This is a genomic window from Paraburkholderia terricola (genome assembly GCF_900142195.1).
Classification (GTDB): domain Bacteria; phylum Pseudomonadota; class Gammaproteobacteria; order Burkholderiales; family Burkholderiaceae; genus Paraburkholderia; species Paraburkholderia terricola.
In genome coordinates, this window is record NZ_FRAB01000016.1 from 53,081 (window position 1) to 76,757 (window position 23,677).

General features: G+C 62.6%; 21 protein-coding genes and 1 pseudogene. 13 read left to right on the forward strand and 9 right to left on the reverse strand.

Annotated elements, in window-relative coordinates:
- Nucleotides 1-32: 32 nt before the first annotated feature.
- A complete protein-coding gene (locus BUE39_RS15965; RefSeq protein WP_073429639.1) occupies nucleotides 33-1,238 on the reverse strand; it encodes a DNA-binding protein in 1,206 nt (401 codons plus the stop codon).
- Nucleotides 1,239-3,333: 2,095 nt separating this feature from the next.
- Here BUE39_RS15965 and BUE39_RS15970 point away from each other — a divergent pair.
- Nucleotides 3,334-4,680 (forward strand): replication initiation protein, encoded by a 1,347-nt coding sequence (locus BUE39_RS15970; RefSeq protein ID WP_073429640.1) that lies wholly within the window; start codon nucleotides 3,334-3,336, stop codon nucleotides 4,678-4,680.
- A 68-nt stretch (nucleotides 4,681-4,748) separates the two neighbouring features.
- Here the strand turns inward: BUE39_RS15970 and BUE39_RS15975 are convergent, their stop codons facing one another.
- The 3 genes and pseudogenes from BUE39_RS15975 to BUE39_RS35485 form a co-directional block, all read right to left on the reverse strand.
- Complete coding sequence (locus tag BUE39_RS15975) at nucleotides 4,749-5,804, reverse strand: ParB/RepB/Spo0J family partition protein (RefSeq protein ID WP_073429641.1); 1,056 nt, start codon at nucleotides 5,802-5,804, stop codon at nucleotides 4,749-4,751.
- 24 nt (nucleotides 5,805-5,828) lie between these two features.
- On the reverse strand, nucleotides 5,829-6,491 hold the full coding sequence (parA, locus tag BUE39_RS15980; RefSeq protein WP_073429642.1) for a ParA family partition ATPase: 663 nt from the start codon (nucleotides 6,489-6,491) through the stop codon (nucleotides 5,829-5,831).
- Between the two features lie 923 nt (nucleotides 6,492-7,414).
- Nucleotides 7,415-8,074, reverse strand: a pseudogene (locus tag BUE39_RS35485) (type 2 periplasmic-binding domain-containing protein); the annotation flags it as partial.
- An 845-nt stretch (nucleotides 8,075-8,919) separates the two neighbouring features.
- Here BUE39_RS35485 and BUE39_RS15990 point away from each other — a divergent pair.
- Complete coding sequence (locus tag BUE39_RS15990) at nucleotides 8,920-9,210, forward strand: DUF1272 domain-containing protein (protein ID WP_073429643.1); 291 nt, start codon at nucleotides 8,920-8,922, stop codon at nucleotides 9,208-9,210.
- 71 nt (nucleotides 9,211-9,281) lie between these two features.
- Here BUE39_RS15990 and BUE39_RS15995 read toward each other — a convergent pair whose 3' ends face one another.
- Both BUE39_RS15995 and BUE39_RS16000 read right to left on the reverse strand, forming a co-directional pair.
- On the reverse strand, nucleotides 9,282-9,491 hold the full coding sequence (locus tag BUE39_RS15995; protein WP_176035781.1) for a zf-HC2 domain-containing protein: 210 nt from the start codon (nucleotides 9,489-9,491) through the stop codon (nucleotides 9,282-9,284).
- Nucleotides 9,472-10,080, reverse strand: a complete 609-nt coding sequence (locus tag BUE39_RS16000) for an RNA polymerase factor sigma-70 (protein WP_073429645.1) — start codon at nucleotides 10,078-10,080, stop codon at nucleotides 9,472-9,474. Before BUE39_RS16000 ends, BUE39_RS15995 begins: the two co-directional genes overlap by 20 nt.
- Nucleotides 10,081-10,512: 432 nt before the next feature.
- On the opposite strand from BUE39_RS16000, the gene BUE39_RS35905 reads away from it, so the two are divergent.
- The 3 genes from BUE39_RS35905 to BUE39_RS36010 all read left to right on the forward strand — a co-directional run bounded on the left by BUE39_RS35905 (nucleotide 10,513) and on the right by BUE39_RS36010 (nucleotide 11,764).
- Nucleotides 10,513-10,644 carry a hypothetical protein gene (locus tag BUE39_RS35905; RefSeq protein ID WP_268801998.1) on the forward strand — a complete coding sequence of 44 codons (132 nt, stop codon included), beginning with the start codon at nucleotides 10,513-10,515 and terminating at the stop codon, nucleotides 10,642-10,644.
- 554 nt (nucleotides 10,645-11,198) lie between these two features.
- Nucleotides 11,199-11,483 (forward strand): hypothetical protein, encoded by a 285-nt coding sequence (locus tag BUE39_RS16005; protein ID WP_073429646.1) that lies wholly within the window; start codon nucleotides 11,199-11,201, stop codon nucleotides 11,481-11,483.
- Nucleotides 11,484-11,494: 11 nt separating this feature from the next.
- The gene (locus BUE39_RS36010) at nucleotides 11,495-11,764 is read left to right on the forward strand and encodes a DUF6723 family protein (protein WP_310126419.1); all 270 of its coding nucleotides are present in this window, start codon (nucleotides 11,495-11,497) and stop codon (nucleotides 11,762-11,764) included.
- Nucleotides 11,765-11,890: 126 nt separating this feature from the next.
- On the opposite strand, the gene BUE39_RS16015 is transcribed toward BUE39_RS36010, so the two are convergent.
- Nucleotides 11,891-12,097, reverse strand: a complete 207-nt coding sequence (locus BUE39_RS16015) for a hypothetical protein (RefSeq protein WP_073429648.1) — start codon at nucleotides 12,095-12,097, stop codon at nucleotides 11,891-11,893.
- Nucleotides 12,098-12,440: 343 nt separating this feature from the next.
- Here BUE39_RS16015 and BUE39_RS16020 point away from each other — a divergent pair, with 343 nt between their 5' ends.
- Entirely contained in the window at nucleotides 12,441-12,995 is a 555-nt protein-coding gene (locus BUE39_RS16020) for an NADPH-dependent FMN reductase (protein ID WP_073429734.1), read from the forward strand.
- Between the two features lie 79 nt (nucleotides 12,996-13,074).
- On the opposite strand, the gene BUE39_RS16025 is transcribed toward BUE39_RS16020, so the two are convergent.
- Nucleotides 13,075-14,118 (reverse strand): hypothetical protein, encoded by a 1,044-nt coding sequence (locus BUE39_RS16025; RefSeq protein WP_073429649.1) that lies wholly within the window; start codon nucleotides 14,116-14,118, stop codon nucleotides 13,075-13,077.
- A gap of 208 nt (nucleotides 14,119-14,326) precedes the next feature.
- The gene (locus BUE39_RS16030) at nucleotides 14,327-16,609 is read right to left on the reverse strand and encodes a hybrid sensor histidine kinase/response regulator (protein ID WP_073429650.1); all 2,283 of its coding nucleotides are present in this window, start codon (nucleotides 16,607-16,609) and stop codon (nucleotides 14,327-14,329) included.
- Nucleotides 16,610-17,082: 473 nt separating this feature from the next.
- On the opposite strand from BUE39_RS16030, the gene BUE39_RS34870 reads away from it, so the two are divergent.
- The 7 genes from BUE39_RS34870 (at nucleotide 17,083) to shc (ending at nucleotide 23,674) form a co-directional block, all read left to right on the forward strand.
- Nucleotides 17,083-17,241: a hypothetical protein gene (locus BUE39_RS34870; RefSeq protein WP_159442571.1), complete on the forward strand. Its 159-nt coding sequence runs from the start codon at nucleotides 17,083-17,085 to the stop codon at nucleotides 17,239-17,241.
- Nucleotides 17,242-17,298: 57 nt separating this feature from the next.
- Complete coding sequence (locus BUE39_RS16035) at nucleotides 17,299-17,667, forward strand: response regulator (RefSeq protein WP_073429651.1); 369 nt, start codon at nucleotides 17,299-17,301, stop codon at nucleotides 17,665-17,667.
- Nucleotides 17,660-18,283: a chemotaxis protein CheC gene (locus BUE39_RS16040; RefSeq protein WP_073429652.1), complete on the forward strand. Its 624-nt coding sequence runs from the start codon at nucleotides 17,660-17,662 to the stop codon at nucleotides 18,281-18,283. The genes BUE39_RS16035 and BUE39_RS16040 overlap by 8 nt, the downstream gene beginning before the upstream one ends.
- Nucleotides 18,280-19,218, forward strand: a complete 939-nt coding sequence (locus tag BUE39_RS16045; protein ID WP_073429653.1) for a sensor domain-containing diguanylate cyclase — start codon at nucleotides 18,280-18,282, stop codon at nucleotides 19,216-19,218. Before BUE39_RS16040 ends, BUE39_RS16045 begins: the two co-directional genes overlap by 4 nt.
- Before the next feature lie 280 nt (nucleotides 19,219-19,498).
- Nucleotides 19,499-20,347, forward strand: coding sequence for a presqualene diphosphate synthase HpnD (gene hpnD / locus BUE39_RS16050; RefSeq protein ID WP_073429654.1), 849 nt, complete (start codon nucleotides 19,499-19,501; stop codon nucleotides 20,345-20,347).
- Between the two features lie 4 nt (nucleotides 20,348-20,351).
- Nucleotides 20,352-21,620: a hydroxysqualene dehydroxylase HpnE gene (hpnE, locus tag BUE39_RS16055; protein WP_073429655.1), complete on the forward strand. Its 1,269-nt coding sequence runs from the start codon at nucleotides 20,352-20,354 to the stop codon at nucleotides 21,618-21,620.
- Entirely contained in the window at nucleotides 21,617-23,674 is a 2,058-nt protein-coding gene (gene shc / locus BUE39_RS16060) for a squalene--hopene cyclase (RefSeq protein WP_073429656.1), read from the forward strand. The genes hpnE and shc overlap by 4 nt, the downstream gene beginning before the upstream one ends.
- The last annotated feature ends 3 nt before the right edge of the window (nucleotides 23,675-23,677 follow it).

Sequence of the window (23,677 nt, forward strand, 5' to 3'; positions counted from 1 at the left end):
ACGGGTTGTCCGCGATTGCATCGAATGAATCGTCACGCGGATGCTGCGATGGAATCGTTCGACAGGAATCGGCTAACCGCCTCCAGCCTGGAATCGCCCGGTCCGGACGAGTGATCGCATTCCGGACACTGCAATTCAAACTGGCGATCCACTTGCGACAACTCCGGCTCGCCTTCCACACACTTCGGGCATCGCAGGGGCAATCTGACATGGCCGTCCGCTGCCGTGCCGATTGCCTTCAATTCGTCGTGTGTGAGCCGGCCCGCTTCGACAAGCGAACAAAGCAGGGTTGCAATTGCCGGATCGACGCCTTGCTGGCCGCGCAGCACGGCGACTTCTTTTGTCAATGCATCCACTTCGTCGGATTGCTCGCGCAATTGGGCATCGAGCCGGTCGCCGCGCGCCTTGGCCGCGGCGAGTTGTTGAATGAACTCGAACTCCTTGCGGCTCGCGTCACGTACCCCGGACTGATACGTCGCCGCCATGCTTCGCAATGAATCGAGTTCGACCAGCATCGGTTTCACGCGCCGCTCGGCTTCGGTCACCGCGTCTTTGATCTGTTGCGCATAGTGTTCCGTGCTTTGCCGCAGTTCCATGTGCAATGCGTCGATCCGGTCACGCAGCGTCGCATTGGTCGCCAATTCATTATCAAGGCGTTGACGAAGCGTCTCGTTTTCCTGATCGAGTCGCCGCACCGTTGCCTGCAAACCTTCCTGGTGGGCGTTGCCATGCGTCGTCGCGCTGGATAGCTCGGCCTCGAGCGCGCGGACACGTTCCCATGCGGCCTCTGCCCGCATTTCGCTGCGCTGGATCGCTTCCTCAGACGCATGTTGTCGAATTTCCGCATCTCGCGCACGCTGGTCGGCGGCGGAGAGTTGAGCGCGAATTTCCTCGCGTTCGTCGTTGAGCGTCGCGCGTGCATGGACAACAGCTTCTTCGAAGAGCGTGCCTAGCAGTTCACCAGCACGATCTTCCAGCGCTTTCGGGATGGCGCCGGCGCCGACCCTGACACGCGATACGTTGCGCAGGCGCTCCCAGAAATGGTCGATGTCTTTGGGAATATCGCTTGCGCTGCCGGTCTGGGTCAGATCGCGGACCGCGGCCATCGACGGACGGATGCCCAGATCGAAGAAGAGTCGCTTGCATGCATGCAGCGAAAGTTCTTGCCGTCGAGCCCCGGTATTTCGCATCACTTCAAGCTCATTGCGGATGGCCTGCTTTTCCTCGTCCAGATTCATATGTGCCCCCGATCTTGCGTAAATTGGATGAATCATAACAATTTACGTAATGCTTGCTACGTATTTAGCGCTAACCAACGCTGTGAGGCGAATTGCCCGGCTTTTGGGGTGAAGGTGGATTGATAGACTAGGTCTAACGGGATTTTTCCGTGAAACAAAACGAAGAATAGCCGATAAGTCCTTGTTGTAGAAAAGAATTGATCCGTTTCCAAACGATTGTGCACTGTTTCACGGATCCAGCGCCGGGGTGGTGGCCAGGGTCGATCTGTTTTGTCCATGGACACGCGGGGTAAAGCTAGAGAGTAATAAAAGTAAACACCCTTGAACCCTAGTTAAAGACGTTAACGCCACGGCAAACCCTTGCGGGACGGGCGTTCGCGCCCGATGAGGTGAAGCTTTTCGGGAGCCAGGGTGAGGTATCTCGGGACCGTTGAGTGATGAGGTTCGGGGGACTCGGTGAGCAGGTGCGGGACAGAACGTGAGCGAGTTCAGGAACCGCCTAAAAATGCCGGCCTTCCAAAGGTGAGGTTTTGCGGGAGCTGGATCTGGGAGACTGCCCGCCAGGGCTCGACGCTCGCGTGGAAGGGAGGAATGCCGAAGGTGAGCGCTTTCGGGACAGCCTTGTACGCCGGTTTTTACCCTCATTTCGATCCTGGCAGTGCGATTGGTGAGTCAAGACGGGAGAAAACGCGAGCCGGAGGTGAGACTTTACGGGGCTTGCGTGGTTTTTTTGCCCAGATTAAGGGCATCCAGGGCTTAAGGTGAGCGTTTGCGGGAGTCGGGCGGCGTATCGGTGATGCGGTTCGAATGGGAACATCGATGTCGCTACTGTTGTCGTCGCCAGAGGTGAGGAAATTCGGGAGGCAGCAAATCGCGTCGATTATCGGTCGGCGAAATCCTCTGGCTCGAGGCAAAAGGTGAGGTTTTTCGGGATCTGTTGCGTAGCATTGTGATCGATCAGGTGAGTCAATACGGGAAGAAACTAGCTGCGATAGCTCGGAAAGGCGCGACGGAGGCCGTCGGAGAGTCCGGTCTTTATTGTCTGCCGGATTGCAATGGTGAGGTTTTTCGGGACTCTGGGGACAGCGGTTGATATTCAGAATTTCATGGAAAGGCTGCTTGAGGTGAGGATCTACGGGAGCGCCAGGCGAGATCTACGCCAATGCGGTTGATCTAAACCCATGAAATCATTGAGAAATTGTAGCGATGTTCGTTGAGGTGAGGTTTTTCAGGAGCGTATCATTGCGCCCGGTTGGAACTTCAAGCGAAGGAAAGGTGAGGCTTTTCGGGAGGGTTTCTCGGCGGTTCACTTGCAACGACGGTCGGAAGGCCGCGCCGTTGCAAGGGCTGGCTGTGGATTAAGGTGAGCCTTTTCGGGAGCTGCTTTGACGGCTGACTTGATGCAATCGCCTGGGCGCCCCGGTCAGTCCTTGTGGCGACTTCCGCGCAAAGGATTTCAGGACCATTCATGCGAGCACGGTTTTCGTGGCCGCGCGGCTGGCGAGCGGCATTCGCGCTCTTTTATCGCCTGTGCATTCTGATATGCCCATCTTGTCGAGCAGGCCGCAGTTGCAGGCGTGTCGCCCCTGCGTGCGATCTGCTGCCCATTGTTCAAAGCGGCAGTGGGCGTTCCCGCCGGCTCGGCACACGCGTTCCTTGCTCGGCGCACGAATTCGGACGCTGCTTGTCAGCGCGGTGGCGGTTCGACAGTGCGTTTTGCCACGCTGCCGGTTTGCCCGTGCTCTCGTTCGGTTTGCAGACAATCCGAGCGGTTCTCTCCCTCCGGGCGGCGTGAATCAATCGGACTTTCACGTCAGGGTCGCGAAATATCCAAAATTTTTTAAGGTGAGAAGATTCGGGATTGGTTGGCTCCGGTTCGTTTCCCCGCCAAAATAGCGCCTATTTTCTCCAGGCCGCAGCCTGCAAGGATGGCCCGAACCTGGCGCCAGACGGTTGAGGTGAGGGTTTTCGGGAGCTACTCGAGGTGAGTTTCGCCTCGTAAACTTGCTTCACCCCGAACGGTGAGATTGACGCTATAGACGCGTATCACCACAGTCGGTATGCTCTCGCCAAATCCCCTCCTCGATTCAGACGCATGGCCACGAAGCGCGCGAAGAAGACCGACGTTGTCAGCCCGAGCTCCGCCGAATTGCGCAAGGCCGTCGAGGCGATAGCGATTCAGCCCAAAAGCGGCAAAATCACGCTGCTTACCCGCAAGCTGTTCAACGTGCTGCTCGCCGTGGCGCAGCAAGCCGACGAATCTGGCGACACTTACCGGGCATTGCTGTCCGACATCGTCGCGAATTCCGCATTCGACTCGAACGATACCGCGCTCGTCAAGGAGCACCTGCGGCGCATGGTGTCGGTACAGGTCGAATGGAGCACCGGCACGTCGAGTCAGAAGCCGGGCCGGAAATGGGGCATCTCCACGCTGATCGCCGACGCGGAAATTCTCGAAGATCCCACCACCCGCCGCGTTTGGGTGGAGTTTTCCTTCGCGCCGAAGATCAAGAAGAAACTGCTTGATCCCGTTCAATACGCGCGTCTGAGTCTCCAGTTTCAGAGCCAGTTGCGCAGTAGCGCGGGGCTTGCGCTGTATGAGATTTGCGTGCGCTACCTGACCAACCCGAGTCATCTGACCATGCGGGAATCGTGGGAATGGTGGCGCCCTATCCTGTCCGGCACGCCGGATACGGAGGCCGGTGACGAGGCGAAGCGCGAATACAAGTACTTCAAACGTGATTACTTGCGCCCGGCTATCGCGGAAGTCAATGCGGTTACCAATATCTTCGTCGAATTGATCGAGCACCGGGAAGGACGGCGCGTTGCCGAGATCCAGTTCCGCGTGACCGAGCGCAAGCAGCCCATGCTTGCACTCGATGAGCATCCGAATGTGTTCGACAGCACACTGGTCGACCGGATGGTGAAGATCGGCATCCCGCTGAAGGAAGCGCAAACGCTGTATGCCGATAGCGAGGAAAACCGTATTCGCGCGGCTTTGCAAATGACCGAACAGCGCATGCGCAGCACATCCTTGCCGCCTGTGCGCAGTGCGCCCGCACTGTTCAAGGACGCATTGAAAAAAGGCTACGCGCCGCCGGTCGAGGCACTGCCGTCGGGTGGCGGCAAGGCCGCGATGACTGCGCCGGCCGACGACCTCAAAGCCCGGCTGCTTGGTGAATACTCGGCATACCGTCGCAAGGAAGCACGCGAGCTGTACGACGAGCAGGGTGAGTCTGAGCGGGAGATCGCGCGACAGTCGTTTGAAGAAGACGAGCTGCCGGGGCTCGGCACGCACATGCGCGACGACTGGCGCCGTCGCGGCCTGGACTCGAAGATTGTCGAGACGGCATTCTTCGACTGGCTGGCGCGCAAGACCTGGGGCGAGCCGACCGATGGCGATTTGCTCGCCTTTACGCTAAGTCAATCGCGCGCGGCGTAATCATTCATTGAGACGGCGGACACGATCATGTGCCGCAGTATCGTGTTCCGCGCTCATTCCAGCATCTCTTACTTCAGCATCTTTTCGATCTGCCGGAGGATGTCGTCGCGCTTTTCGCGCGTGAGCCCCTTCAGTCGCAATTCGATTCGATCGTCACCGTACGATTTGAGATCGCCCACCGAAACGCCCCCAAGCTTGATTTCGAGACGTTGAGCATAGCGTTGCCGGCCCGCCGGTTTGCTGCTTTCCTGGGCGGTGGCTCGGCCCTTCACGATGTCGGCGACTTGCCGCGTGCTGAGGTCATCGGAAATGATTTTGTTGATCAGGCGCAGCGTTGCATCCGCGCCGCGAGCGGTGTGATAGCGACCCACCTGATACGCCATGTTCGAGCCAAAACGGTCAGGCCGCGCGACCATTTCATGCATGACGGCCTCTGGCAACTTGGCGATCGACAAGGCAACGGCAACGGTCGATTCGTCCAGTCCGAGATGTTCGGCGAGCTCCTTTTGGCTCTGGAAATGCCGATCATCGAGAAAGCGTTTCCATACGACTGCGTTGTCAAATACCGTCTGCGAATCGCGTTGGACGTTGAGGTCATAACCAAGCTTATAGCTCTGGATCCCGATCGGCAGGTCGATGACGACCGCCTTAACCGATTCCTTGTTCGCTTCTTTCAGCGCCCGCACGCGCCGCCCTCCGTCGCTGACGAAGTAGGTGCCGGGATTTTCGTAATCGGGAATGACGTGAATCGCCTGCTGCTGCCCCTGCCTTGCGAGATTGACGGCAAGCTCGGCAATGGACGGCTTTAGGTAAAAGTGCCGGGGATTGAAGGGGCTCGGCTTGATCGTTTTGAGCGCGAGGTCGATTACCTGGCCTGGCCGATAGCCGTGCTCGATTCGCCATGCGCGATAGGCTGCGGACTCATTGGACACCTCGTCAGCGTCGATTTCTACGTCGCTTTGCGGCACGACCGGTGAAACTGGGCGCCCCGCTGCCTGGTTGCCCGGCGGGCCGTTCTTGACGAGACCGTCGATTGCATTCAGACGGTCGAGCGCGGTTCGCTTTTCACTGCTGGTCGTGTCAGGACGTGCTTGAAAGCCTTTGGCGAATTGGGAGGGTTTCATTCAGGGTCCTTTATGCGCATAAATTCACGGGAGCAGGGCGGCGATCTCGTTGGCGCACGCCCGTACTTCGATGGCGGCGAGCTTGGCACCGCGATCGTTCATTTGAAGCACTGTCTGCCCTAACGCCATTGCCTGCTTGTAGGCCTCGCGTGTCGGAATCTGGGTTTTGAGCAACGGGAATCCAAGCTCTTCCAACGCACGCTTCAGTTCGCGTGTGAGCATCCGTTTCTCTTCCGTCTTGTTGAGCAGGAATACCGCCCGGAGGTCCTCGTTCATTACTTGAGCTTGCTGGACCAGCTTCACCAATCCAACGCTCGACCAATAGTCGGCAGGCGATGACGACGTCGGAATTACCGCGACGCTAGCTGCGAGCAATACGACGCCGGAGACTTTCTCTGTGATAGACGGTGGGCAATCGACGACGATGATGTCGTAGTCAGCCACGAACTTCTTGATCTCGCGATGGATCTGGCTACCGGCTTCGGAAAGATTGACGACTGGAAACGGGATGCCGGTGTCGCCGTCTGACGATGCACTGGCCCAATGGATCAGCGTGTTTTGACCGTCTGCGTCTACAACGAGGACGCGTTTCCCTTTCTCATGGAATGCGGCGCCCAGGTGCATCGCGATTGTGCTTTTCCCGACTCCTCCCTTCTGCTGAGTTACCGCGATGATTTCTGCTGCCAATCTTCACCTCCTCTTTTTAGACGCAAATGGATTTTACCTGGATGAATTGGCATTTCAATCAATTTGTGTAAACGCGAGAAGAAATAGCCATTTGGCCTAGGTTTATGCGCATAAAGGTGGTCGGGCGATTAGACTCCCCTTTGCGACGATCCCGGTCCGGCGCATACCGGCGGGTTGGCCGGTCAATGCGTTAAGCCGCGACACTGCGCGCTGTGGGCGCGCCGCTTAGGGCTACCGCATGTTGTGTGTGGGCGAGGCGACGTTTGATTGATGTTCGTTGACGGTGCACTTCCTGGGCGGCCTCATATCATTGCCGCGGCCCCTAACGCACGCGCACACCGCAAGGGTTCGCGCGGGGAGCTTTATGCGCATAAAGCTCCGGACGAAGAGATTGTTTTGCCCGTTCGCTTGTGCTGGGTCGGCTGCTGCATATCGTTGCGTCAACAGGAAGGTCTATGGCTCAACGCGTAGGCGAACGCCATAAGGGCGCTGATAGCAACTCGGTGATGACGCTGACGTGGAAGCCGTCCGCGATCTCCTACTAGGAATGCCCAACCCCGTCCTCATCGGAAACCCCCGCAAGCGCTTTATGCGCATAAACCGTGGATATCCCAACGATGTTGAGGCAGCCAACTTGCCAACGGTCGCAGGTGGGCGCGAAGCCGGCGCTTCAGCTCGGCGCTAAAACATAAAGAAAAGGCCACGGCTCCATCGATCCATCCGACGCCACGCCAAACAACGCATGATCACCATCTACCACGACCCCCGCTGCTCGAAATCGCGCGTCACATGCGACTTCGTCGCCAGCACCTACAACACCGCCAATAATGAGAGGTGATCGAAGTCATCGAATATTTGAAGCAGCCGTTAACGGTCGCCCAACTGGCGCAACTCAACGCGCAATCGGTTGTACCGTCCGCAAGGTGATTCGCGATTCCCACTCCGTCGACGAGCAAGAGCGCATTCGACTGCCGCTTCCCGCTTCGAGGAACGGATCCCAGATCGCCCATGCTTCAATTGCGCCTCGCTGAAGCGGCGCGCGCGTCGCGGGCGGCAGAAAGACCGGCTGGACGTCGCTGTATTTCACGCCGCTCTTCTGTAGTGCTGAGACGAGTAACCAGTGAACATCGGAACCTTTGTTAAGCGCAAGTTTCTGTCTTTCGGATCGGCCTGCGTTTTGATCGGCGTCTCTCGATGCACAAGAATGCCTTCGGCACGCGGTGTCGGAATCTCATAGGCGGTATAGACGAAGTTTGGGCTACCTGCGCAAACACCGCCGGCGCCTCGCCGACATAGCCGAAGTCGATGGCGCCCACGTTCAGTCCTTCGAGCAACTGCGGTCCGGCAGGAAACTCGGTCCACCTGACGGTTACGCGCGAGAAGTGCGAGCCGCTTTTCGAGCGTGCCGTGCAACTTCAGCAGCACAGGCGTATTGGCGGCTTTCCGATAGCCGATGCAAAAATCCTTCGTGGACAGTCGTCGGCAAAGACGGAAGGGGAGATGGCGGATAGGGCGGCAGCGGCTAGCGAGGCACCCACGCCGGCGATAAACGAACGGCGGGTGAGCAGCGAATGATGAGACATAAAAATGCTCGTCAAAAAAGACGAGCGCAAAACGGTCCGACTGGCCGCGACGATAATTCGTCCGCAAGCCTAGATGAACGACAAATTCGCATAAGCAAATCATGTCCATGGACGGAACGAGGAACCTGCTGGTGCGCGGTCTACCCGTATCGGTCCGGACCCAGCTACACGGTCGCCAGATTGCTGCTTAAAGCAGAACGTCCTTTTCAATACGCTGCGGTGAGCCGTTGGCCGCGCTCACGCTCACCGCAACGCGGTGAACCCGGCTGCTGACGCTGGCATGACGCATGACCGGGGACGGCATTCCGCGCGAAAAAAAAGCTGTCGATGGCCGGTGCGCGTGCTCACCATCGTCGCCAGCGGCGGTCACAAACAGCGCTGATAATTGCCGGCATCAGCACGACGATTACCGAGGTCGCGGCCAACGCCCAATGCCGCTGATTCTATTGGCTTCGCTGACTCCTGCCGCACACGGCTGGCCGCCGGCTCGGCGCCCCTCCGCATGACCATCGCCCCAGCCGCGACGGCCGGCATCGTCGCACCGGTGGTCGCCAACCCGACATGATCGATTCAAGCGTTCCGGACAATGCGAAAACATTTCGGGTTTCTTCAAAAAGCACGACAAATACTCGTGCGCCCGATATACAAACAAATCATGCCCACCGCTGGCCTTACCGCGCCGCGCCGATTGCGAACCGTGCTGAACCCGACAGCACAGCACCAGCCGCCGCCGTGGCAGGAATTGACGCCTGGCTGTCCATTCCGCATGACCCGCGCCGCTTACACTGCAGCCTTATACATGAGCGTACGACCCGTACCTCACTCCCTAGTCACGCGGAGCCATCATGCTTGAACTAAGACCATCGTGCGAAGGATGCGGCAAGTCACTGCCGCCGAACGCCTCCGACGCAATGATCTGCACGTACGAATGCACGTTCTGTGAAACGTGCGCGCTCACCAGGCTGCGCAACGTATGTCCGAATTGCGGTGGCAATTTCCAGCGCCGGCCGATCCGTACCCGCGAGCAACTCGCGAAACATCCGGCGCGTACCGAACCACATCCCGTCTCGATCGACGAAGCGTCGCACGCGGGTTTCTTCGAGCGCTATCGGAGCACGCCGCCCGGCGAGCGCTAAAAGAGCCTGCGTTTGCGCCGCCAATTGCGTTCAACAGTCGATGATCAACGCTCGATGCGCCGTCAAGCACTTCAATCGTCACTACCCGTAGAGTCCGGCGTCGCAATCCCGCTCATCGAACGCGCCGCTACACGCAACAGACGGATCTGCTTGCGGTAATTGCGACAGCCGCTGCAGGTCGGCAGATGCAGCCGGATCGCCACCCATTCGCCGGTTTTTAGCGGACGGTCGAGCGCGTCGGACAACAGGCGCGTGATGTTCTTACACTTCCCCATTCGCATCCTCCCTCGACAAACCCTTTTCGCTCAGACAAGTGCGTAAGCGCAGCCGCGCGCGGTAGATCAGCACGCTGCAATGATTGGCGGTCATCTTGAGTTCCGCGCAGATCGCCTCGGTCTCCAGGTCGAGAAATTCGCGCATCATGAACACGCGTCCGATGTGTTCCGGCAGATGTTCGAGACACATCTCGAACAAGGTCCAGAACTGTTGCTGACGCAGCGCGGTTTCGGGCGTGGGCCAGGGCCGCGGCTTGGTTTCGCTCGACCAGTGGCCGTTGTCCTTGAACAGTTCGCGATCGAGCAGCGCCTCGCCGTCGAGTTCAGACTCCAGCGCGGACAGGTTCACCGTGCGTTGCCGTGCTCGCAACGTGTCGACGAGCTTGTGACGCAGGATGCCGAACACCCAGGTCTTATGCTCCGATTGCGCGGCGAACCGGTCGGCTTGCGTCCATGCGGCGGCGAGCGCTTCCTGCACGGCGTCTTCGGCGGCGGCGGCATCACGCAATTGCAGTCGGGCGAAGCGAACCAGGTCGCGCCGCAATTGCGTGAGATAAACGGGATCGTCGAGCGCCGGCCCATTTACACGCGCCATGACATGCTCCACGGCCGGGCATTTCTTGTTGAATCGTTGCGGTTCATAAGGGGGTGCTTTTGCTCGCGCGTTCTCTGGGATCGTGCGCCATTCTCCCGCACGTCCTTGCACAAGCGAAACGGTATCGAGCATATTCCCGCCGACAAGCGCTGACCGATGAGCTTGGTCGCGCCGGACGGGACGTTATGACAATCGAAAATAGATTATTGCGCAAATCGAAAAATGGGCATGTGGGGCATACACACGTCAGCAGGCTGTAAGCGAAGCGGCCATTGGCGGGCCAGAGCGGCACCCAATCGATTCGGACGGGCAATTATTTCATTCCTTGAAAAAATGTCTTCTTGGCTTCGCGGTTTTTAGGCCGACGCTGAATCGCTATCCTTCGCTCATTCGATCGCCCAGATCGCGAACCCAATGCCAAGGAGTAGCACCATGAAACGCATTCTTTCCGCCCTGATCGCTTCGGTTGCTCTGTTCGCCGCCGCCTCCGGCGCAGTTCACGCCGCCGCTCCCGCGCAATGCAACGGCCCGGCATCCTACTGCAATGTGTTCTTCGGTAACTGATCCGGCTGGCTGCGCGCTGCCCGGACGCTCGTCCGGCGCGCAGCGCTAGGATAAGAAAGCCTTGGAAGAAGGGCGCCGCTATCGGCGCCCTTCGTGCATTCAAGCCACCGTGGAGCGAAATGCGACGCTGCCCTACGCGGCAAGCGCCAGCCCGCGACGCCTCGCTGACTCGCCCGACACCGCGCAAGAACAGAGCAAAGAGATAGAGAGCGCTCCCACAAGACACGACGCCGCGAGCGGGCTGAAGCAACACGCGCGCCTGTCTCGTAAATGCGCCTAACACTCGTCCTCTAACGTGTTACAGTGGGCCAACAGCCTGCAGTTCTCCTGCGCGCTTCGCGCAGTCACCGACGCAAACGTCCCTCGCCACGGCGCCCTGGATCGAGCAGGTCCCTTCCTCCTACCTGGTTTGCAGTGCCGTCAGCCCGGCCCAACTGACGCGGCTGCTGTTCACACGCACCCGTCGCTCACATTGTTTTTGCAGAAGCGCCGCGATCCGGCCGGCGTCACGCCACTGCGACACGGTTCACGAAAGCCTTCACGGAGATCCGCACATGAGCAATACGATCAGAAGTTACCGCGGCCTTGAGATTTATCCGCTGGTTTATCCGCACCAGCCGAGCGGTCTCGATCGCGTTCGCCATTACGATGCGGGCTTCGATGCGGCCGTGCGAATCAGCCGGCGCGGAGCCGACGACACGGTGACCGGCAGCCGGGTGTTTCGCGTGCCGAGCCGTTCGCCTTTCGGCGCGGCCGGCGACGCCCGCATTGCCTCCGCCAACTACGCTGAACAGGTGATCGACGGCATGGTAGCCGGCCAGTCGATCGCCGGCCTTTGATGCGCGCGACAATGGCAAGTCCCGTTTCCAGGCGCTCGCAGAGCGCGCCGCTTCCCGCTCTCACAGGCCGCGCGAACTATCAGGTGACGGCGTCGTCACGCCGTACCTCGAGCGGCACGGTGCCGACGCTCAAAGTGCTCCGCTTGAGCGACGAACGGGTGATCTACCCGTTCCAGGGTCATGCGGATATGCCCTTTTTCGCCGAAGCCGGCGCGGCGCAGTCCTATGCGGAAGCCTATGGCTGGCAGCTTGTGGATGGCGACATCGCGGTTCCGGAGTGAGCGCGAACGCCCGCGCCTGAACCCGGCGGCAGGCGCCTGCCCTGGCGTCCCGCGCGCGGCATGCATGTCTTGCGGTTTCATCGATCCCGTGTCGCACGCAGCACACTCGCGCGGAGTCATCGCCGCTCAGATTTTTCCGCCGCCGTCCATGCCGTGTCCCTGACGCCATACTTCCTTGCCGCGTTCGGACAGCTCGCCGCTGCTGTGCGTTGCATCCGCTTGCGTATCGTCGACGGCCATGTCGCCGCCGGGCTGTTCCTGCGACCGCTGCTTCTGCTTCTTCCGGGCCGCCAACGCTTCATCGTGCGACTTACCCGCGTAGTCCCGAGTCATCGTGGGTTCCTCCATTGAGTGGCTTACCGCAACCATCCAGCAAGCGCCGTTCTTGCCGCGCGCCCATCCGCCGCCGATCGAGCCATTTGCCTCGAATCGTCCAACCCCGAAAGCACGCTTGATTGACAAGGCAAAAGTACGAGTTATCCACAAGGTTATTCAGTAAATCTGTGGATAACTTTATCGGCAGCGGGGTTATCCACCGGTGGTCTTGCAGGACACCTTCCCGCGCCGTCAACAACGCGCGTTTTTTGCCCTTGGCGACGTCATCCGGCGCGGCTTTGCCTATGATGGACAGTTCATCCCTTTCGCGCGTCAAGCGCCTTTCGTTGAGGAAGTGAACATGGCCTATCACATCGCAGTCGTCGTCGGCAGTCTGCGCCGCGAGTCGTTCAACCGCCAGTTGGCGCAAGCGGTGGTGTCCCTCGCGCCGGCCGATTTCACGTTCGAATTCATCGACATCGGTTCGTTGCCGCTTTACAGCCAGGAATACGACGCCGACTACCCCGAGGCCGGCAAGCACTTGAAGCAGCGCGTGGAAGCCGCCGACGGCCTGCTGTTCGTCACGCCCGAGTACAACCGCTCGATACCCGGCGTGCTGAAGAACGCGATCGACTGGGCATCGCGGCCGTGGGGCACCAATTCGTGGGGCAACAAGCCCGGCGCGGTGATCGGCACGTCGGTCGGCGCGACCGGCTCGGCGCTTGCGCAACAGCATCTGCGCAATGTACTGGCGTATCTCGACGTCGCGACGTTGGGTCAGCCCGAAGTGTTCATCAAGCACGACCCGGCGGTCATCAACGAAAAAGGCGAGATCCTGAACGACGGCACCCGCAAGTTCCTGCAGACCTTCGTCGACCGTTACGTCGCGTGGGTCAAGCGGCATACCGCCGCCTGACGATTCCGCCAGCGCCAAACCCGCCGTTGACCGATGCGGCGGCATTGCCGCATCTCAGGCACGCCGCCGCGACCGTCTTCTATACGTGGTGATGCCCCGTCACCCGTTCCCAGCCGTGGCGCACGGCGAGCTTGAAGCGCTCCCACGTGCTTTCCGTCGACGTGGTTTCCCAATGACGACGGGCCTCCGGCTCGATGTCGTCCCACGGCCTGTCGCGGAAACGCATGTCGTTGCCGATCTCCGCGCCATAGCGATAGGCGGGCACGTAGTCTTCGTAGCGCGAATTTTCGGCCGCGTATTGCTCGTCGTAGTGGTTGCGGAAGTCTTCCTCGTATTCCAGATATTCGTTCGGAATCTGGCCGCCCAAACCGGCGGTGGGCTCATCAGCGTTAGGGATCACCTCCGACGGACGCATGACCGCGCCCGAACCCGGCACGGAACCGGCGGCGATCGCGCTGCGTCCCGCGTCGCCCGTCAGCGGCTCCCTGATCGGCTCGTTGACCGGGTCCGCCGTCGGCCGTTCGTTGGGCGGCGGCGGCACGAACCGTTCGGCCTCGGTACTGCGCGAGGGCGAGGTGTACATCGGATCGGCCGTCGATGTGGACCGCGCGGTGCTTCCCGGCATCGCTTCGCCGGGCGTCGTCACGCCGGGCGCGGCCGTGCCCGATGCGTTCGGTGTACGCTGCGCGCCGCGCGCCGCGGTGCCGATGCCCAGTTCGTCGAGCACCGAATGCTCGCGCGCGGCCTCCGGTGACACATCCTGATCCGGCGAGCGTTCGCCGACGTCGGTTGCGCCGAGCCGCCTGAACGTGTTGCGGGCGAGTTCCGCGTGCGATTCGCTCGCCGCGTTCACGCAGACCAGCACTGCGCCGCGCCGAATGGCTTCGGCGTAACGCGACTTCTCTGCCTCACGCGAACCGCTTGAGAACAGGCTGGACAGAAAGCGTTCGATGTTGGCGAGCACGCCCGAGCCCGCGACTTCGCCGGTGGCCGATCCGACGGACGGCCCCTCGTTCGCCTGCAATTCGATGGTGTCGCGTGCGAAGCCGGTTTGCACGAGCGTGTCGCGGGCGGCTTCCGCTTGAGAATAGGTGTCGAATAAACCAATCACGGCGTGTCGCATGGCTGTCTCCCGACATATTGAGGCGAGCGGCGGAACGCGCCGCCCTTCTATTTCCTCTGCCTTGCAACGATCGTGCCGGCATCTGCCGATGCGGCCGCGCGCCCGCTGTGAGCCCGCCGATCAACATGTCGGGCAAACGGGCACGCCATGCCGCTTCCGCGCTTTTACAACGCCCGGTAAATGGCGCTAGCGCCGGCTCGAGCCGGTTCTATGGCGCCGGATGCGCCGCCGGATCGGTGTCCGGTTGCGCGAGGTCGCGCTGGATCGCTTGCAAAAGCTGGTCCAGCAACGCGATATCGAACGGCTTCGACAGCACCCGCACGTTCACATGACGCGCGCGGTCGAGTTCTTCCGCGTAGCCGGTCATCAGAATGACCGGTAGCCGCGTATCGAACGCGAGAACGGCTTCCGCCAGATCGATGCCGTTCATCTTGCCCGGCATGTGGATGTCCGACAGCACGAGATCGAACGGCAGCGGCTCGCCGGTGCGAGCCTGCTTCGCATGCGCGTCGTCGAACAGACGCAGCGCCGTATCGGCGTTGAAGACGCAGGTGACCTGGTGGCCCATCATCTGCAGCAGGGCTTCGGTGCCCGCGGCCACCTCCTCGTTATCCTCGACGAGCAGAATGCGCAAGCCATGCGGCGCGCCGCTGTCCTCGGCGCGCGCTTCGGCCGGTCCCTCGGCTTCCGGCGCGGCCGTCGCGCGCGGCAGATAGAGACGCACCGAGGTGCCCGCGCCGACCGCGCTGTCGATCGCGGCAAGTCCGCCCGAGCGCTCGCAGAACGCAAAAACCTGCGGCAGCCCGAGGCCCGTACCCATGCCTTTCGCCTTGGTCGTGAAGAGCGGCTCGAAGGCGCGCGCGAGCACGTCGGGCGCCATGCCGGCGCCGGTGTCCTCGAGCGAGAGTTGCACGAAGTCGCCGGTCAGCGGAAAGCCGTCTTCGTGACGGAAATGGATGTTGGTGGCCCGCACGGTGAAGCGCCCGCCGTTGGGCATGGCGTCGCGCGCATTCACGGCGATGTTGATCAGCGCCAGTTCGAGCTCCGCCACGTCGACGCGCATCGGCCAGATGCCGGCGGCGACGTCGATCACCAGCGAAATCTTCGCGCCGAGCGACGCGCGCAGCAATTCGCGGCAGGCCGGCAGCCAGCGTTCGAGCGCCAGCGTCTCATTGCGCAACGGCTGCTTGCGCGCGACACCGAGCAATTGCCGGGTCAGCGACTGACCGCTCTTGAGCGCCCGCTCCATCGCCGACAGTTCACGATCGAGGCCGGGCGCGCCGCGCCGCCGCGCGATCTGCAGGTTGGCCGAGACGATCATCAGCAGATTGTTGAAATCGTGCGCGACGCTGCCGACCAGCGTGCCGAGCGCCTCCATCTTGCGCGATTGCCGATACGCGGATTCGATCGAGCGGCGCATCGACGCTTCGGCCTGCCAGCGCTCCCACGCTTCCTCTTCGGCCCCGAGGCGCCGCAGCGACAGCCAGATCACGCACCACAGCGCGATCGACGGCGTGAACAGCGACAGCAGCAGCACGCTGAGATGCCGGTACCACGCCGCCCAGATCGCCGACGCGCGATAGCCGCACAGCACGTACACCGGATACGAACCGACGTGCCGGTAAGCGACGATCAATTTCTCGCCGTCGATGTCGGAATGCGTGCGCACGACGCCGGCCCGCCGCCCTTGCGCGAACGCTTCGGCGAGCGGCGATTGCGCCGGCATGGCGCTCGGCTCGCGCGGGCTGCGCGGATAGTGAGCGAGGATCGCGCCGTCCATGCGCACGAGGGTCATCGTCATGGCCATGCCGTCGCTGCCGCCGAGCAGTTCGCGGTAAAACGCGCTGAAATAGCTGGGCCGCAGCGCCACCGAGACCATGCCCGCGAACGCGCCGTCGGCGCCGCGCCGCTCGACGCCCATGTTGAACACCTGTTCACCGGCGACGTGCCCCGTCATGACCTTCGACACGTGTTCGAGGTCGCGCCCGTCGCGAATGCCGGTGAAATCCTCGCGCCCGGCCACCGAGAGCGTCGGCACGGGATAGAAACGGCTGCTCGCGAGCAAGCGGCCATCGCGCCCGAAGATCGACACCGCGGCCACCTGCGGATAGCCGCCGCCCATCACGCGCAGCTTCTCGTGAATGTCGGCCTCGCGCGCGCTGATGCCGTCGTCGTCCAGATCCTGTGCGAGATCGACGATGCGCGAGTCGAGCGTTTCGTTCATGTCGAACACCTTCAGCGCATGTTCTTCCGCCACCCGCACCGTGCGCAGCGCCATGTCGGTGGCGTCGGCCTCGCGCGCGCGGAAGTCGCTGAACGCCATGGCCGCGACATACACGCACGGCAACACGATCGCGGCGATCAGAAGCGCGATCAGGGTGAGGCGCCGCACCTGGAAGTTCTGTTCCGGCACGGCGGGGAACAACGCCTCGTCCTGCCGGTTAGCGGAAAGGCGGCTCGCTTGAGACGGGTCGAACCGGTCAGGTGTCATTTTTCGATCGTGCTAAATGCGTTCGGCGCGAGGAGGCGGTGAGTCGGCATGATACGAGAAGCATAGACGCGCAACGGCGGTAGAAGTTACCGCGATGACCCAGCATGCATTCGGTCCGCAGCTATTTGTCTGTTTTTTTAAACAGTGACGAATCGGGAAGCGCAAACGTACACAAAAGTATAAATATAAAAAATTGGCATCCGATGCTAATAAAATATGTTCAAAATTCGCTTGAAGCAGGAAAAAACGATTAGCGAACATCGAATTGTCGTGTTGCCTTTCCGCTGATTTGCTTCGAAAATCGACGCCACGATAAAAAATGCGCCCGCCATGTTCGGACGCATCTGCCGCGAGGGCCGCCGCACCATGCGTACAACGCGTGAGGGAAGGCGTTCGCGGAAACACGCGCGCGGCAAGAGACCATCCCGATCCATCGAGCCGCGCGGGATTCCTCTACGGGGTAGGCTTCGAACATGCCGGTCATCGCCGTCGTCCACCGTGCGCGCACGCATCCCTGCATGCCCGACGGTTCCGCCATGCGCATCCCGCCGCACGCGCGCCCCGCTCGCCCGCAACGTGCATTCCCGCAAGCCGCGGCGCATCTTGCCGCCGACCGGCACATCACGCGCTAAAGAAAACGCCCCATCCGCCGATAACACGCAAGAGCTAATACCGCACTCCCACCGCCCATGCCTTTGCCTATCGTGATCGCCGATGATTCGCTGCTTGCCCGCAAAGTGCTCACCAAGGCATTGCCGCCGGACTGGGATGTCGACGTGTCGTACGCGTCGAACGGACGCGAAGCGCTGCGCCTCTATCGCGAAGGCAAGGCGTCGGTGATGTTCCTCGACCTGACGATGCCGGACATGAACGGCTACCAGGTGCTCGAAGCGTTGCAGCATGAGGATCTCAACACATTCGTCATCGTCGTGTCCGCCGATGTTCAGCCGATGGCCCAATCGCGCGTGCGCGCGCTCGGCGCCGCCGCGTTCATCGCCAAGCCGGTGACGCCCGCGGCGGTACTTCCGATCCTCAAGGAGTACGGGTTGTATGTCTGAGCGAGCCCTCACTGAAGATCAGCGCGACGCGCTGCAAGAGGTCGCCAATCTGGCGATGGGCCAGGCCGCGACGCGTCTCGCGCGGCTGCTCGATGCGTTCATCGAATTGTCGGTGCCGCGCGTGCGGGTGGTCGGCGTCAGCGAAGCGGCGCAAACGCTGCGCGAGATGACCGGCATTCAGGACACGGTGAGCGCGGTGCGCCAGGGCTTTCGCTCGGACATCAAGGGCGAGGCGCTGGTGATCTGCCGCAGCGACAGCATCGAGCAATTGTGTTCGCTCGTCAGCGATCCGTACTCGCGTTCGGCCTACGAGGCGGTGAGCCAGCAGGAGCTCGTGTTCGACGTCGCCAACGTGCTGACGGGCGCGTGTGTGTCCAGCATTCTCGACCAGCTCGGCCGCACGCCGGTGTTCTCGGCGCCCGGCCTGCTCGGCGAGGCCATGACGCTCGAGGAAGTGTTTCAGCCGGGCGTGCTGCAATGGGAAGTGGCATTGCTCGTCGAAGTGAACTTCGCGCTCGAGGACCAGAGTTTTCGCGCGCACCTCGTGATGTTGATGGCCGAAGAATCGATTCGCCATATGAACGGAGCGCTCGACGCGCTGTTGTCCAGCCTATGACTGTGTCCGTGGATTCGCTCAGCGATCTCGTGGTTGAACGTGTCGGCTTCGGCATCTTCGTGCTCGATCGCGAGATGAACGTGCTCATGTGGAACCGCTTCATGCAGGACCACAGTGGCTTGCCCGCGGAGCAGATGGTCGGCAAGTCGCTCTTCACGCACTTTCCCGAACTGCCGCGCGTGTGGCTCGCGCGCAAGATCGAAAGCGTGTTCCAGCTCGGCAGCTTCGCGTTCAGTTCGTGGGAGCAGCGCCCGTATCTGTTCAAGTTCGATCACGACCGGCCGATCACGGGCGGCGTCGATTTCATGCAGCAGGACTGCACCTTCATGCCGCTCATGCGTGATCGCGAAGTGGTGGCCGTGTGCGTGACCATCTCCGACGTCACGCACGTGAGCATCGTGCAGCGCGAACGCGAGGAGGCGGTCGCCAAGCTTCAGGAATACGCGGACCGCGACGGTCTCACGGGCATCGCCAACCGGCGTTTCTTCGAAGCGCGCCTGCGCGACGAATACACGCGCTGGCAGCGCTACGGCGGCGACATGTCGGTGCTGCTGTTCGATCTCGATCACTTCAAGAAGATCAACGACCAGTTCGGCCACGGCGTCGGCGATACGGTGCTGCGTGTCATGGCGCAGCGGGTCGCCGGGGTGGTGCGGGCCCAGGACACGTTCGGGCGTTTCGGCGGCGAGGAGTTCGCGTTGCTGTTGCCCTGTACGCCGCTCGACGACGCCATGCGGGTCGCCGAAAAGATCCGCTGCACGATCGCCGATACGCCGGTCGAAGTGCAGGGCACGAGCGTGCCGGTGACGGCGAGCGTCGGCGTGGCGGCGGCGCGCGTGGGCGCGCCGGCCTACGACGTGCTCATCAACGAAGCCGACGCCGCGCTTTACAGCGCGAAGCGGCAAGGGCGCAACCGCTCGGTGGCGTTCGTCTGACGGCGCGGCGTTTGCGTGCGTGGCGGGTGCCGTAAGCCGACACCCTGCACAAGGGTAGTATCGCGCTACGGCCGGACGGCCTTTCGGTCGTGCTCGGCTTCCAGCCCTGTATTGACCCCGCGATTCTGCGGCATCTCAGAAACGTTGCTATACTTTTCGCCGTTTCCGGCGTCCCTGCCGGGTGTTTCGCGCGTGTCCGCGCGCGCGGGCCGCGTGCCCTGCGGGTAGGCATTAAAACTTCTTGAACGCCTTTCAGCGGGCGCCTCCAGCGGAGATCGTCTTGGCTGTTTCCAATCTTGTCGTGGACGATACAGAAATCGACGCCGCTGCCGCCACCTCCGGCAGCTCGTTCTATATCGCAATGCGCATCCTGCCGGCCGCGCAGCGCGACGCGATGTATCAGGTCTACGCTTTCTGCCGCGCCGTCGACGACATCGCCGACAGCGATCTGCCGCGCGCCGAACGCGCCGCCGCGCTCGAGCGCTGGCGCGCCGACATCGACGCGTGCTACGCCGGCGCGCCGCGCGCTTCGTTGCGCGCGCTGACGCGGCACATTCACACGTTCCATCTGCAACGCGAGGATTTCCACGCGATGATCGACGGCATGGCGATGGACGCCGCCGCCGACCTCTGCGCGCCCAACGAAGCCACGCTCGACCTCTACTGCGACCGCGTGGCAAGCGCGGCGGGCCGTCTATCGGTGAGGATATTCGGGATGCAGGACGAGCCGGGCCGCCTGCTCGCGCACCATCTCGGCCGCGCGCTGCAACTCACCAACATCCTGCGTGATATCGACGAAGACGCCGGCATCAACCGCTGCTATCTGCCGCGTGAGTTGCTGGCGCGCGAAGGCATCGCCATCGAGAGCCCGGCGCAAATCGCCGACGACCCGTCGCTGCCGCGCGTCTGCGCGACGCTCGCCGAGCGCGCCAAGGAACACTTCGCCGCCTCCGACGCCATCATGAACCGCGAGCCGCGCGCTCAGGTGCGCGCGCCGCGCATCATGTCGGGCGTCTATCGCGTACTGCTCGATCGCACGCTCGATCGCGGCTTCGACATTCCGCGCACGAAGGTCAGCAAGCCGAAGCTGCGCATGCTGTGGATCGTCGCGCGTTACGCGTTCTTCTGACCTGATGCAAAAGCTCGTACATGTGGTCGGCGCGGGCCTCGCCGGCCTCGCCGCCGCGGTGCAATTGCAGCGGCGCGGCGCGCAAGTCGTGCTGCACGAGGCCGCCGGCCAGGCGGGCGGTCGCTGCCGTTCGTACTACGACGCCAAGCTGGGCGCGACCCTCGACAGCGGCAATCACATGGTGCTGTCGGGCAACGCCGCCACGCTCAACTACGCGCGCGCGATCGGCGCCGCTGATGAACTCGTCGGCCCGGTGCAGCCCGACTTTCCGTTCGTGGATCTCGCGACGCGGGCGCGCTGGACCGTGCGGATGTCGCCGGGACGCCTGCCCTGGTGGGTTTTCGATCCGCATGCGCGCGTGCCCAATACCGGGCCGGGCGAGTACCTGTCGCTGATACCGCTGCTGTTCGCCAAGCCCGGACGCCGTCTCGTGCAGACCATGCGCTGCAATGGCCCGTTGTGGGACCGTCTGCTGCGGCCGCTATTTCTCGCGATGCTGAACGTCGAGCCACGCGAGGCGTCGGCCGAACTCACGAGCGCGATGGTTCGCGAAACGCTGCTTGCCGGCGGCCTCGCGTGCCGGCCTCTGATGGCGCGCAACGGACTCGGCAGTGCGTTCGTCGATCCGGCACTGCGGCTGCTGCAACACGGCGGCGCGGCGATCCGGCTCGGCTCGCGTCTGCAAGAGATGGCGTTTGCCGCCGATAACCGCCGCGTGCACGCGCTGAATTTCGCGGACGAGACCATCGCGATCGAAGCGAATCACGCCGTGATTCTCGCGGTGCCGCCGCAGACCGCGCAGACGCTCGTGCCCAACGTGCGCACGCCGAACCGCTTCGCGGCGACGCTCAGCGTGCACTTCGCCGTCGAGCCGCCATTCGGCTTGCCGCCGGTCACGGCGCTGCTGAACGCCACGGCCGACTGGCTGTTTGCGTTCGACGGCCGCGTATCGGCGACCGTCTACGCCGCTGACCGCCTGCTCGACACGCCGCACGAAACGCTGGCGCAAACCGTCTGGGCCGAAGTGGCGCAAGCCGCCAACCTGCCGGCCGAGCCGATGCCGCCGTGGCAAGTCACGCTGGAAAAACACGCGACATTCGCCGCGCTGCCGGATCAGGAAATGCTGCGTCCCGGCACGCGTACTCGCTGGAACAATTTGATGCTCGCGGGCGACTGGACGGCCACCGGCCTGCCCGCGACGATCGAAGGCGCGATCCGCTCCGGCCAGAAGGCCGCGGACACGCTGCTGAATCAACCGATGGAACGCCGATGAACGACTTATCCCAAGCCCAGCAGTTGGGCGCCGTCCCACCAGAATTCGCCACCGAGCCGGCGCTCGATGCGCCCGCCGCCGCGCCGCAAGCGGCTGTAGAGCATGCAGCGCCCGATGTCTCGCTCGACGCCGCCCTCGACGCCACGATCGCGCGCGCCACCGATGCGATTCTCGCCGCGCAGAAACCCGACGGCCACTGGGTCTACGAACTCGAAGCCGACGCGACGATTCCCGCCGAATACGTGCTGCTCGTCCACTATCTCGGCGAAACGCCGAACGTGGAACTGGAGCAGAAGATCGCGCGCTATCTGCGCCGCATCCAGTTGCCCGACGGCGGCTGGCCGCTTTTCACCGACGGCGCGCTCGACATCAGCGCGAGCGTGAAGGGGTACTTCGCGCTGAAGATGATCGGCGACCCCGTCGACGCCGAGCACATGGTCCGCGCGCGCGAGGCGATTCTCGCGCACGGCGGCGCGGAACAGGCGAACGTGTTCACGCGGATTCTGCTCGCGCTGTTCGGCGTGGTGTCGTGGCGCGCGGTGCCGATGATGCCAGTCGAAATCATGCTGTTGCCCATGTGGTTTCCGTTCCATCTGTCGAAGGTGTCGTACTGGGCGCGAACCGTGATCGTGCCGTTGCTGGTGCTGAACGCGAAGCGGCCCCTCGCGCGCAATCCGCGCCGCGTGCGCATCGACGAATTGTTCCGCGGCGCGCCGGTCAACACCGGCATGCCGGCGCGCGCGCCGCATCAGCATGTCGGCTGGTTCCGCTTTTTCCGTGGCGTGGACGTGCTGCTGCGCGCGGTCGACGGCCTGTTCCCGCATCCGCAGCGCGAACGCGCGGTGCGCGCGGCGGTCGCTTTCGTCGATGAACGGCTGAACGGCGAGGACGGCCTCGGCGCGATTTTCCCGGCAATGGCCAACTCGGTGATGATGTACGACGCGCTCGGCTATCCGGCCGATCATCCGAACCGCGCGATTGCCCGCCAGTCGATCGAAAAACTGCTCGTCGTCAAGGATGACGAGGCGTATTGCCAGCCTTGTCTGTCGCCGGTATGGGACACGTCGCTCGCCGCGCACGCGCTGCTCGAAACCGGCGAGGCGCGTGCCGAACAGGCGGCCGAGCGCGGGCTCGCGTGGCTGCGTCCGCTCCAGATTCTCGACGTGCGCGGCGACTGGATCTCGCGCCGCCCGAACGTGCGGCCTGGCGGCTGGGCGTTCCAGTACAACAACGCGTATTACCCGGACGTCGACGATACGGCGGTGGTGGCGATGGCGATGCATCGCTCGGCGGCGCTCACGCAATCCGACGTCGACCGCGAAGCCATTGCGCGCGCGCGCGAATGGGTGGTCGGCATGCAAAGCAGCGATGGCGGCTGGGGCGCGTTCGAGCCGGAAAACACCCAGTACTACCTGAACAACATTCCGTTCTCCGATCACGGCGCGTTGCTCGATCCGCCGACCGCCGACGTATCGGGCCGCTGTCTGTCGATGCTCGCGCAACTCGGCGAACTGCCGCAGGGCAGCGAGCCGGCGCAGCGCGCATTCGCCTACATGCTGAAAGAGCAGGAATCGGACGGCAGCTGGTACGGCCGCTGGGGCCTGAACTACATCTACGGCACGTGGACGGCGCTCTGTTCGCTGAACGCCGCCGGCATGCCGCACGACGACCCGCGCATCAAGCGCGCGGTGCAGTGGCTGCTGTCGATCCAGAACGAAGACGGCGGCTGGGGCGAGGGCGGCGAGAGTTACAAGCTCGACTACCGCGGCTACGAGCGCGCGCCGAGCACGGCATCGCAAACCGCGTGGGCGCTGATGGGCCTGATGGCCGCGGGCGAGGTCAATCACGAAGCGGTGGCGCGCGGCGTCGCCTATCTGCGGCGCGAACAGCGCGAGCACGGCCTGTGGGACGAAACACGTTTCACCGCCACGGGTTTCCCGCGCGTGTTCTATCTGCGCTATCACGGGTATCGCAAGTTCTTCCCGCTGTGGGCGCTGGCGCGCTTCCGTCATCTGAAGCGCAACGGGCTCACGCGCGTCGCGGTCGGGATCTGACGG

Excerpts from the sequence above, each read along its gene's own strand:
- shc (WP_073429656.1), top strand. The coding sequence starts at position 21,617 with ATGAACGACTTATCCCAAGCCCAGCAGTTGGGCGCCGTCCCACCAGAA.
- BUE39_RS15970 (WP_073429640.1), top strand. The coding sequence starts at position 3,334 with ATGGCCACGAAGCGCGCGAAGAAGACCGACGTTGTCAGCCCGAGCTCC.
- BUE39_RS16025 (WP_073429649.1), bottom strand. The coding sequence starts at position 14,118 with ATGCGACACGCCGTGATTGGTTTATTCGACACCTATTCTCAAGCGGAA.
- BUE39_RS16000 (WP_073429645.1), bottom strand. The coding sequence starts at position 10,080 with ATGGCGCGTGTAAATGGGCCGGCGCTCGACGATCCCGTTTATCTCACG.
- BUE39_RS16005 (WP_073429646.1), top strand. The coding sequence starts at position 11,199 with ATGAGCAATACGATCAGAAGTTACCGCGGCCTTGAGATTTATCCGCTG.
- BUE39_RS15990 (WP_073429643.1), top strand. The coding sequence starts at position 8,920 with ATGCTTGAACTAAGACCATCGTGCGAAGGATGCGGCAAGTCACTGCCG.
- BUE39_RS16030 (WP_073429650.1), bottom strand. The coding sequence starts at position 16,609 with ATGACACCTGACCGGTTCGACCCGTCTCAAGCGAGCCGCCTTTCCGCT.
- BUE39_RS36010 (WP_310126419.1), top strand. The coding sequence starts at position 11,495 with ATGGCAAGTCCCGTTTCCAGGCGCTCGCAGAGCGCGCCGCTTCCCGCT.
- BUE39_RS35905 (WP_268801998.1), top strand. The coding sequence starts at position 10,513 with ATGAAACGCATTCTTTCCGCCCTGATCGCTTCGGTTGCTCTGTTCGCC.
- BUE39_RS16040 (WP_073429652.1), top strand. The coding sequence starts at position 17,660 with ATGTCTGAGCGAGCCCTCACTGAAGATCAGCGCGACGCGCTGCAAGAG.
- BUE39_RS34870 (WP_159442571.1), top strand. The coding sequence starts at position 17,083 with ATGCCGGTCATCGCCGTCGTCCACCGTGCGCGCACGCATCCCTGCATG.
- BUE39_RS15995 (WP_176035781.1), bottom strand. The coding sequence starts at position 9,491 with ATGCGAATGGGGAAGTGTAAGAACATCACGCGCCTGTTGTCCGACGCG.
- BUE39_RS15975 (WP_073429641.1), bottom strand. The coding sequence starts at position 5,804 with ATGAAACCCTCCCAATTCGCCAAAGGCTTTCAAGCACGTCCTGACACG.
- BUE39_RS16045 (WP_073429653.1), top strand. The coding sequence starts at position 18,280 with ATGACTGTGTCCGTGGATTCGCTCAGCGATCTCGTGGTTGAACGTGTC.
- hpnE (WP_073429655.1), top strand. The coding sequence starts at position 20,352 with ATGCAAAAGCTCGTACATGTGGTCGGCGCGGGCCTCGCCGGCCTCGCC.
- BUE39_RS16015 (WP_073429648.1), bottom strand. The coding sequence starts at position 12,097 with ATGACTCGGGACTACGCGGGTAAGTCGCACGATGAAGCGTTGGCGGCC.
- BUE39_RS16020 (WP_073429734.1), top strand. The coding sequence starts at position 12,441 with ATGGCCTATCACATCGCAGTCGTCGTCGGCAGTCTGCGCCGCGAGTCG.
- BUE39_RS15965 (WP_073429639.1), bottom strand. The coding sequence starts at position 1,238 with ATGAATCTGGACGAGGAAAAGCAGGCCATCCGCAATGAGCTTGAAGTG.
- BUE39_RS16035 (WP_073429651.1), top strand. The coding sequence starts at position 17,299 with ATGCCTTTGCCTATCGTGATCGCCGATGATTCGCTGCTTGCCCGCAAA.